Here is a 9948-nt window from a genome sequence, read left to right on the forward strand (position 1 = left end):
ACCAATTTCCGGGGCCGACGCGACTCCGGAACGTGCTAGCACGGGCCTTCAGGGCGATACCAGCCCTCGGCCTATCGTGACGTCTATGAACCTCAAACGACGGATACCTCTGCTGCGTTGGTCGGTCTGGCGCATGGCCGCCGGCGCCCAGAACATCACCACCACCGGGCAGATCGGTGACGGGCGCGAGGCGGCCGCGGTCGAGTACGTCCTGCGGAACGCCCGCGCCGGCGACATCGACGACGTGCTGGCCACCATCGACAAGTTCGCCTATGAGAAATCGCTGCTGATCAACGTCGGCGACGAGAAAGGGCTGCTGCTCGACGCCGCCGTCCGGCGCGCCGATCCGTCGCTCGCGCTCGAACTGGGCACCTACTGCGGCTACGGCGCCTTGCGCATCGCGAGGGCCGCCCCCAATGCCAAGGTGTTCTCGGTCGAACTGGCCGAGGCCAACGCGGCCAACGCCCGCCAGATCTGGGCGCACGCCGGCGTTGCCGACCGGGTGACGTGTGTGGTCGGCACCGTCGGCGACGGGGGGCGCACCCTGGACGCGCTGGCCAACGAGCATGGGTTTGCCTCCGGCACATTGGATTTCGTGTTCCTCGATCACGACAAGGACGCCTACCTGGACGACCTGACCAGCATCCTGGATCGGGAGTGGTTGCATCCGGGCTCGATCGTGGTGGCCGACAACGTGCGGGTGCCGGGTGCGCCGAAGTATCGCGAGTACATGCGGCGACAGCAGGGCAAGCAGTGGAACACCGTTGAGCACAAGGCCCATGTCGAGTATCAGACACTGGTGTCCGACCTGGTGCTGGAGTCCGAATACGTGGGCTAATGCGCCCGGGGGTGCGCCTCGGCCCACACTTCGCGCAGCGCGTGCACGGTGACCATGGTGTAGATCTGCGTCGTCGTCACCGAGGCGTGCCCGAGCAATTCCTGCACCACCCGCACGTCGGCGCCGCCCTCCAGCAGGTGGGTGGCGAAGGAGTGCCGCAGCATGTGCGGCGACACCCCGGAGGTGATGCCGGCACGCTCGGCCGCGTCCTGCAGAACCTGCCAGGCGCTCTGCCGTGACAACCGCCCCCCACGCACATTGAGGAAGATGCCCGGCGTTCCGCGCCCGCGGCGCGCCAGCTCTGAACGGCCCCGCACCAGATAGGCGTCCAGGGCGGCGACGGCAGGACGCCCAATCGGCACCAGCCGCTGCTTACCGCCCTTGCCGCGCAACAACACCGACCGGGCGTGCGTGTCGACGTCGTCGACGTCGAGGCCGACGGCCTCGGAGATCCGTGCGCCGGTGGAGTACAGAAGTTCCAGCAGCGCCCGGTTACGCAGGGTCAGCGGACCGTCGGCCGGGCTGTCGCCGCCCGCGGCCTCCAGTAGCGCCAGCACCTGGTCGATGGTCAGGCTTTTGGGCAGCCGCCGCCCCGGCGTCGGTGGCCGGACGGCACGCGCCACGTCGAGTTCGGCCAGCCCTTCGGCGGCGGCGAACCGGTGCAGGCCGCGCACCGCGATCAGCGCCCGCGCCGCCGACACCGCCGACAGCGCGGCGGCCCCGGTGTCGGGATCGCCGCGGCGCAGCGCAACCAGGAACTCGCTGACGTCGTTCTCACCCACCTTAGCCAGGTCATGAATTCCACGGTCCGACAGGTGTTTTGTGTACCGACGCAGATCGCGGCTGTACGAGCTGAGGGTGTTCGCGGCGACGCCGCGCTCGATCGTCAGATGGTCGAGGTAGCCCTGCAACTGCGTGTCCAGCGCCGCCATCGTCATTACTTGGCCTTGCGCGCGACGAACGCCGTCGGCTTGTCCAGCCACGGACTGTCCACCGGACGCGGCTGTGCGAAGCCGGTGGTCACGGCGTGGGCGGCCAGAATCCCCGCCACCGCAATGGCATTGACGATGTCACCGCTGAGCACCTTGCGGGCGGCGTCGGCCAGCGGGTACCACTCCAATGTCATGTCGGCTTCTTCGTCGTGCGCCTCGGGCCGTTCGACCTGAGTCAGGCCGGTGGCCAGATAGACGCGCACCGACTCGTCGCTGAAACCCGGTGTGGAATCGAGGTCGACGAGCACCGTCCAGGCCGCGGCCTCGAGCCCCGCCTCCTCCATCAGCTCGCGGGCCGCGGTGAGATGGGCTGCCTCGCCGTGGACATCGAGCAGTCCCGCGGGCAACTCCCACAGTCGCCGGCCGAAGGCGTGCCGGTACTGGTAGACCATCGGGATGTTGCCGTCGTCGTCCATCGCGACCACGGCGACCGCGCCGAAATGCTCGACGATCTCGCGGGTCACGACCTTGCCGCCCGGCATCCGCACCCGGTCGCTGCGCAGCGCGAAAATCTTTCCGGTGTACAGCGTTTCGGACGACGCCGTCTCGAAGACGTGGTCAGCCACGGGTCGCGGGCTCAGGTATCGGCCGCGCCGCGCTGTCCCGGTGCTGGATGCCGTTCGATGACTGCTCCGGGATTTCCACCGGCAGCAGCTCGCCCGCCTGGTAGTCGATGGCCGCGCCGACGAAGGCGACGAACAGCGGGTGCGGCCGGGTGGGCCGGCTCTTGAGCTCCGGGTGGGCCTGGGTGCCGACGATGAACGGGTGCACGTCCGGCGGGTACTCGACGAACTCCACCAGATGACCGTCCGGAGAGGTGCCGGAGAACTTCAGGCCGCTTTCGGCGATCTTGGCGCGGTAGGCGTTGTTGACCTCGTAGCGGTGGCGGTGCCGCTCGGACACCTCGGTTGCGCCGTATGCCTGGGCCACAATCGATTCCGGCTCCAGCACCGCGGGGTAGGCGCCCAGCCGCATGGTGCCGCCCAGGTCGGCTTCGCCGGCGACGATGTCGACCTGGTCGGCCATCGTGGAGATGACGGGATCGGGCGTCTCGGGGTCGAACTCCGCCGAATTGGCTTGGGCCAGACCGGCGGAGCGGGCGGCCTCGATCACGATGCATTGCAGACCCAGGCACAGGCCGAGCACCGGCAGCCCTCGCCCCCGGGCGTGGTGGATGGCGCCGATCTTGCCCTCGATGCCGCGGATGCCGAACCCGCCGGGGATCAGCACGCCGTGCACGTCGCCCAGGGCCGACGCCGCGCCGGCCGGGCTCTCGCAGTCGTCGGACGCCACCCAGACCAGCTCCACCTTGGCGTGGTGCTTGAACCCCCCGGCACGCAGCGCCTCGGTGACCGACAGATAAGCGTCGGAGAGCTCAACGTACTTGCCCACCAAGGCGATTCGCACGACCTCGTGCGGCTCGTGCACGCGGCGCAGCAGGTCGTCCCACTCGGTCCAGTCGACGTCGCGGAACGGCAGGTTGAGCCGGCGCACCACGTAGGCGTCGAGTTCCTCGCGGTGCAGCACCTTGGGGATGTCATAGATCGACGGCGCGTCCGGGGTGGAGATGACGCCGTCGATGTCGACGTCACACATCAGCGCGATCTTGTTCTTCAGCGCTTCGGGAACGTCACGGTCGCAGCGCAGGATCAGCGCGTCGGGGGTGATACCGATGCTGCGCAGCGCCGCAACCGAGTGCTGGGTGGGTTTGGTCTTGAGTTCACCCGACGGCGCCAGGTAGGGCACCAGCGAGACGTGCAGGAAGAAGACGTTCTCGCGGCCGAGGTCGTGACGCACCTGGCGCGCCGCCTCCAAGAAGGGCTGCGACTCGATGTCGCCGACGGTGCCGCCGATCTCGGTGATGACCACGTCGGGACGGTTGCCCTCGGCGTCGGGCTGGGCCATCGACATGATGCGCCCTTTGATCTCGTCGGTGATGTGCGGGATCACCTGGACCGTGTCACCGAGATACTCGCCGCGCCGCTCCTTGGCGATGACCGTCGAATAGACCTGTCCCGTAGTCACATTCGCCGAGCCGGACAGGTCGCGATCCAGAAATCGTTCGTAATGGCCGACGTCCAGGTCGGTTTCGGCGCCGTCCTCGGTGACGAACACCTCGCCGTGCTGAAACGGGTTCATGGTGCCCGGATCGACGTTGAGGTACGGGTCGAGTTTCTGCATCGTCACGTACAACCCGCGGGCCGTCAGTAGCTGGCCGAGGCTGCTGGCGGTCAAACCCTTGCCCAACGAGGAAGCGACTCCCCCGCTGACGAAGAGGTGCTTGGTGGCGGATTGCGGGTGCTTTCGCACAGGCGACCTCCGTGAAGACGGGCAGGGCGTCAAAATTGTTCTAGCGAATAACTAGATGGGCCTGCCGACCCACGGAAACCCACCCTAACATCCACCGCGCTGTGCCGCGGCTAACACGCCCGCTACTGAGGCACCGTGATCGACGCCGCCCCGTGCCCGGTGCCGTACTGCCCGGCATGGCCGCCATTGAGCAGGTCGTGCAGCCCCAGGATCGCGGTGATGCGCCCCGGCGCGGCGTCGACGTCGTCGACCGTGGTGATCGCCGAGTTCATCGCGGCGTCGGCGCGGGTCACCGCGACGGCGGCGCCCCCGGTCGCCGAACCATCGCGCCCGGCGAGCAGGGTGCCCGAGCCGTGCGGGGCCAACGCGGCCGAGAAGCGCGCCACGCTGACGCCCTTGTTGCCGGCGTCGCCGGGCAACGAGCCGCCCGTGACGACCAGGGCGGCGTTGGCCGCGCCCATGTGATCGGTTGACTGATAGGTGATGAAGCCCGTGTCACGCAGCGCCGCCAGCACGGTGTTGCGCTGGATCTCATCGACCGCCGGCGCCGCCGGGTTCGCGTTGGCCAGCAGGGCGATGCCCATCAGGTCGCCCGCCTGTGAGCCCTGGTCGACGAGCTTGGTGCTCAGCTGCTGGCCCGCGGGCAGCACCGAGGAGTTGACCACCGTCTGCAGCTTCTCCGCCGAGTTCGCCTCCACGAACTCCTGCGTCAGCGACACCGTCCCGGTCACCGTCCCGCCGGCCTGGCCGATGAACTTCGCCACCGCGGCCACGTCGTCGTCGGCGGCATCCGGGGTGCGGAACACCACCACCGACTTGCCGCCCAGCGCGTCGTGCACTATCCGGCCGGCCAGTTGGGTGTCGAAATTGTTTGCCGCGCTGAGCTTTTCGTTCAGCACATTCTTCTGGTCGTTCAGTCCGCTGATCTGGGTGGTCAGGTCGCGCTTCTCGTCGCGGAGGCTGGACAACAAGGTGTCCGACAAGAAGCCGGAGCCCAGCACGACTCCCACGGCCAGCGCCAGGAAGACGGCGGCCAGCGACAAGGCATGTTGGCGTAACGAGATCATGAGCGCATCCTCGAGATGACTAGGTGACCAGGTGCTGGATCCAGAGCGAGAAGTGGTTCCAGTAGTCGGTGACCCAATGCAGCACCACGCCGTCGGTGCGTGACACCCACAGCGCGACGATCACGGCGATCAGCATGGTCAGCGCCAGCAGCGCGATGGCGCCCGCCGAGATGTGGTTGCGGTACAGGGTGGCAACGGCCTTGGCGTCCACCACCTTCTCGCCCACCCGCAGCCGGGTCAGGAAGGTGGAGGGGTTGCTGTGCGCGCGGGTGCGGTCGAAGAAGGTCTCGATGTTTGCGGTGTGACCGGCCGTCACCAACAGCGCGGCGCCGTGGTGGTCGGCCAGCAGCAGGGCGAGGTCGATCGCCGAGCCCGCGGCGGGAAAGGTCATCGCCCCGACGCCGAGATCCTGGATCCGCTCCAGGCCGGGCGCGTGGCCGTCGGCGTCGGCGGGCAACACGACCTGGGCGCCGCACTTGAGCGCGTCGGTGCTGATCTGGTCGGGGTCACCGACGATGACCTGGGGCCGGTAGCCCGCCTTGCGCAAGACGTCGGCGCCGGTGCCCACCCCGATCAGGGCCGGCTGATACTCCTTGATGAACGGCTTGAGCGACTTCAGGTCCTCCTCGGCGCTGGGCTCGTCGGCGACGATCACCACGTGCCGGCGGCGCAGGTCCACGTCGACGTCGGGGATGCCGATGCCGTCGATCAGCAGCGGGCTTTCGCTCTTGATGAACTCGATCGTGTTGCCGGCGAAGGCCTCCAGGTGAGCGGACAGGCCGCTCTTGGCCTCGCGCATCAGGTCGGCGATGTCGTGGTCCGTGCGCTCGGTCCCGCGGACCAGCCTGCGGTCGCCGACATACACCCCGCCCTCGTGCAGCCGGATCTTGGCGCCGTCCTTGACCTTCCTGAAGATGTCGGGTCCGGCCTCGTCGATCAGCGTCACCCCGTTGTTGACCAGCACCTCGGGACCCATGTTCGGGTAGCGGCCCGACACCGATGGGGACGCGTTGACGACCGCGGCGATATCAGCCTCCACCAGCGCGTCCGCCGTGATGCGGTCCAGATCCAGGACGTCGAGCACCACGATGTCGCCGGGGCAGACCCTACGCAGCAGTCGATCGATGTTCCGGTCCACACGGGCGGTGCCGACGAGACCCGGCCGGTCGGTGTTACGGGAAAGCAGGCCTGACATCTTCATGGGGGCGATTCTGTCCGCGAAGCCCGGGAGAGGACGGGAGGCGCGCCGTAACATCAGCCTCAGAAGTTATCTAGAGTCTCATTAGTCACAGCTGTATTACGTGTTCCGGGCGCTCAGATCTCGTCCTTCTGCGCCGCATCGAGCAGTTCACGGGCGTGCGCGCGGCCGCTGTCGGACTCGCCCAGCCCGGCCAGCATCCGCGCCAGCTCGGCGACCCGCTCGTCGTCGGCGACCCGCCGCACCACGCTGGTCCCCTTGGGCCCGGCTCCATGCACCACCAGGTGCACGTCGGCGTAGGCCGCGACCTGCGGCAGGTGGGTGACCACGATGACCTGGTGGGTGCGGGCCAGCCGCGCCAGCCGCCGCCCGATCTGCACCGCCGCCCGGCCGCCGACGCCGGCGTCGACCTCGTCGAACACCATGGTGGTGCCCGCCGCCGAGGCGGCCAGCACCACTTCCAGCGCCAGCATCACGCGGGACAGCTCGCCGCCCGAAGCGCACTTCGCCAGCGGGAGCTGATCCATCCCCCGGTGGGCCGCGAAGCCGAACTCCACCTCGTCGACGCCGTCGGCGCCCGCGCGGGCCAGCTCGCCGGAGGGCAACCTCAACGCGGCGGCGTCGTCGGCGGCCGGCGCGGCGTCGACGGTGACGTCGATGCTGAATTGGGCGTCGGCCATCGCCAGCCCGGACAGCTCGGCGGTGACCTCCTTGGCGAGCCGCTTTGCGGCCTTGCGCCGGATGCTGCTCAGATCGACCGCGGCCTGGGCCAATTCACCCGCCAGCTCGTCGACCCGCGCCGCCAGCGCGGCCAGCCCTTCCTCGGAGACGTCGAGTTGGGCCAGTCGTTCGCGTGATTCGGCGGCCCAGGCCAGCACGCCGTCGATGTCCGCGGCGTACTTGCGTGTGAGCGTGCGCAGTTCGGCCTGCCGGGCCAATTTGGATTCCAGCGCGCTGGCATCGACCGGCAGCTCCTCGAGGAAGCCGCCCAGCTCACCGGCCGCATCGACGACCACCGTCAGCACCTCGCCGAGCTGGCCGGCCAACGCCAACAGCTTCGCGTCGTCGGTGGATTCCAGTGCGGCCCTTGCCTTTCCCAGGCTGTCGGTCGCGCCGAATCCGGATCCGTCCGCCTCGTCCGAGGACAGGGCCGCCCGGGCCCCCGCCGCGGCCTCGCGCAGGGTGTCCAGCTCGGAAAGCCGCAGGATCTCGGCGACCAGGGCATCGTCCTCGCCGGGTTGTGGGTCCACCGCATCGATCTCGTTGAGGGCGAAGTTCAGCCGGTCCGCCTCCAGCGCGAGCTCGCGCATCCGGTTGCGGCGGTCGAGCAGGTCGCGGCGCGCCGACAGCCAGGCGTCGCGCAGTTTGCCGTAGCGCTCCAGCGCGGTGCCGGCCTTCGCGAACCGGTCCAGCGCGCCGCACTGCTCCTCGGGCCGCATGAGCCGCAGCTGGTCGTTCTGCCCGTGCAAGGTCAGCAGCCCGGCGGTGAAGTCGCCCAGCGATTTGGCCGGCACGCTGCGGCCGCCGAGATACGCCCGCGACGGTCCGTCCCGGCTGACCGAGCGCAACGCGATCACGCTGCCGTCCTCGTCGCGTTCGGCGCCCGAGGCGTCCAGCAGGTCGTCCAGCTTCGCGATCGTGGCTTCGTCGAGATCCGTTGTGGTGAAACGGCCTTCGACGATCGCCCGATCGGCGCCCGACCGCACCCGGGTCGCGTCCGCGCGGGCACCACCGAGCAGGTGCAGCCCGGTCACCACCATGGTCTTGCCCGTACCGGTCTCGCCGGTCAGCACGGTCAGGCCGCGGTCGAACTCCCCCACCGCGGCGCTGATGGCACCGAGCGACTCGATGCGGATTTCGGTCAGCATTCAGCTAGCACCAGAGCTAAGGCCGTCAGTTCCCGCGCCACCCGGTCACCGGCAGCCGGAATTTGCGCACCAGCCGGTCGGTGAATGGGGCGCTGTCCAGCCGGGCCCATTTCACCGGTGTGTCGCAACGCTTTACCTCCAGCCGGCTCCCCGCCGGGACCAACATTTCGCGGCGGCCATCGCAGAACACCAAGGCGTCATGGCCGTCGGCCTCGATCTCGATCGCGATGGTGGCGTCCGGGCTGGTGACCATGGGGCGGGCGAACAGCGCGTGAGCGTTGTTGGGTACCACCAGGATTGCCTCGAGGTCCGGCCACAGCACCGGCCCGCCCGCGGAGAACGCGTAGGCGGTGGATCCGGTGGGCGTCGACACCAGCACCCCGTCGCAGCCGAACGCCGACACCGGGCGTCCGTCGATCTCGAGGACGACGCCGAGCACGCCCAGCCGGGGGCCCTTCTCCAGGCTGACTTCGTTCAGCGCCCAGCCGTGCACCGAGACGTCGCCGCCGTGGCGCACCATCACGTCGAGCGTCAACCGGTTCTCCACCCGATAATCGCGTGCGACAACATGATCCAGCACCCGGTCGATGGCCTCGGCCTCGGCCTCGGCCATGAAGCCGATGCGGCCCAGGTTGATGCCGAGCACCGGGATGTTGGCGTTGCGGGCCAGTTCGGCGGCCCGCAGGAACGTGCCGTCGCCGCCCAGCGCCAGCACCAGTTCGCAGCCCGCGGCCGCCTGCGGGTCGGCGTTGACCACCTCGATCTCGATACCGAGGGCGCGCATGTCGTCGGGTGCCAGGTGCATCGGCCCCTTGTCGACCGCCTCGGCGGACAGCACACGAAGCTCGATTCCGTTGCCGCTCAGCACTTTTTGCACGCGCCGCGCGGTCTCGGTGGCCTCGTCTCGGCCGGTGTGAGCCACCATCAACACGGTGCGTGACGCGCTTTCACTCACCGTGGCCCGCTTTCCACCGCGCGCCGCACCGCGGTCACCAGTTCGTCGCCGACGAGGGGACTATCGGTCTGGGCGCGCAGCCGCAGGAAGTACTCGACGTTGCCCGACGGGCCCGGCAGCGGGCTGGCGGTGACGTCGACGGTGTGCCAGCCCAGGTCGCCGGCGCGGCCGGCGACCGCCAGCACGGCGTCGGCGCGCAGGCCGGGGTCGTGCACCACACCACCGGCGCCGACCAGGCCCCGGCCCACCTCAAACTGCGGCTTCACCATGGGAACGATATCCGCGTTCGGTGCGGCACATCCAGTTAGCGCCGGCAAAACCGTGGACAGCGAAATGAAGGACAGGTCGGCCACCACCAGGTCGGCCCGCCCGCCGACCGCCTCCGGCGTGAGGTCGCGCACGTTCGTCCGTTCGACGACGACCACCCGGGCGTCGCTGCGCAGCGACCAGGCCAGCTGGCCGTATCCGACGTCGACGGCGACCACTTCGGTGGCCCCGCGATCCAGCAGGACTTCGGTGAAGCCACCCGTCGACGCGCCGGCATCCAGGCAGCGACGGCCGGCGACCGAGATCTCGAAGGCGTCCAGCGCCCCGATCAGCTTGTGCGCTCCGCGCGACACCCAGCCGCGCTCGCCGTCCTCGGCGACGGTCAGGGCCGCGGTGACCGCGACGGCGGTGCCCGGCTTGCGCGCCGGCATCCCGTCGATGCAGACCTTCCCC

At 69.3% G+C, this 9948-nt stretch carries 9 protein-coding genes; 1 reads left to right on the forward strand and 8 read right to left on the reverse strand.

The window, feature by feature from the left end:
* The first annotated feature begins 85 nt into the window (after positions 1-85).
* On the forward strand, positions 86-838 hold the full coding sequence (locus AC5Y4T_RS18895) for an O-methyltransferase (RefSeq protein ID WP_499954812.1): 753 nt from the start codon (positions 86-88) through the stop codon (positions 836-838).
* On the opposite strand, the gene xerD is transcribed toward AC5Y4T_RS18895, so the two are convergent.
* The 8 genes from xerD to AC5Y4T_RS18935 all read right to left on the reverse strand — a co-directional run.
* Entirely contained in the window at positions 835-1770 is a 936-nt protein-coding gene (gene xerD, locus AC5Y4T_RS18900) for a site-specific tyrosine recombinase XerD (RefSeq protein WP_499954832.1), read from the reverse strand. The genes AC5Y4T_RS18895 and xerD overlap by 4 nt on opposite strands.
* Positions 1771-1775: 5 nt before the next feature.
* A complete protein-coding gene (locus tag AC5Y4T_RS18905) occupies positions 1776-2396 on the reverse strand; it encodes an NUDIX domain-containing protein (protein ID WP_499954814.1) in 621 nt (206 codons plus the stop codon).
* Entirely contained in the window at positions 2389-4140 is a 1752-nt protein-coding gene (gene pyrG, locus AC5Y4T_RS18910) for a CTP synthase (RefSeq protein ID WP_499954816.1), read from the reverse strand. The genes AC5Y4T_RS18905 and pyrG overlap by 8 nt, the downstream gene beginning before the upstream one ends.
* A 122-nt stretch (positions 4141-4262) precedes the next feature.
* Positions 4263-5207 (reverse strand): copper transporter, encoded by a 945-nt coding sequence (locus AC5Y4T_RS18915; protein WP_499954818.1) that lies wholly within the window; start codon positions 5205-5207, stop codon positions 4263-4265.
* A gap of 19 nt (positions 5208-5226) precedes the next feature.
* Complete coding sequence (gene steA, locus AC5Y4T_RS18920; protein ID WP_499954820.1) at positions 5227-6408, reverse strand: putative cytokinetic ring protein SteA; 1182 nt, start codon at positions 6406-6408, stop codon at positions 5227-5229.
* A gap of 113 nt (positions 6409-6521) precedes the next feature.
* Positions 6522-8273 carry a DNA repair protein RecN gene (recN, locus tag AC5Y4T_RS18925; RefSeq protein WP_499954822.1) on the reverse strand — a complete coding sequence of 584 codons (1752 nt, stop codon included), beginning with the start codon at positions 8271-8273 and terminating at the stop codon, positions 6522-6524.
* Positions 8274-8298: 25 nt separating this feature from the next.
* Positions 8299-9228, reverse strand: coding sequence for an NAD kinase (locus AC5Y4T_RS18930; RefSeq protein ID WP_499954824.1), 930 nt, complete (start codon positions 9226-9228; stop codon positions 8299-8301).
* The coding region (locus tag AC5Y4T_RS18935) for a TlyA family RNA methyltransferase (protein ID WP_499954826.1) at positions 9225-9948 on the reverse strand (724 nt) is incomplete at its 5' end. The genes AC5Y4T_RS18930 and AC5Y4T_RS18935, both read right to left, overlap by 4 nt.

This window comes from Mycobacterium sp. NGS11 (genome assembly GCF_059813315.1).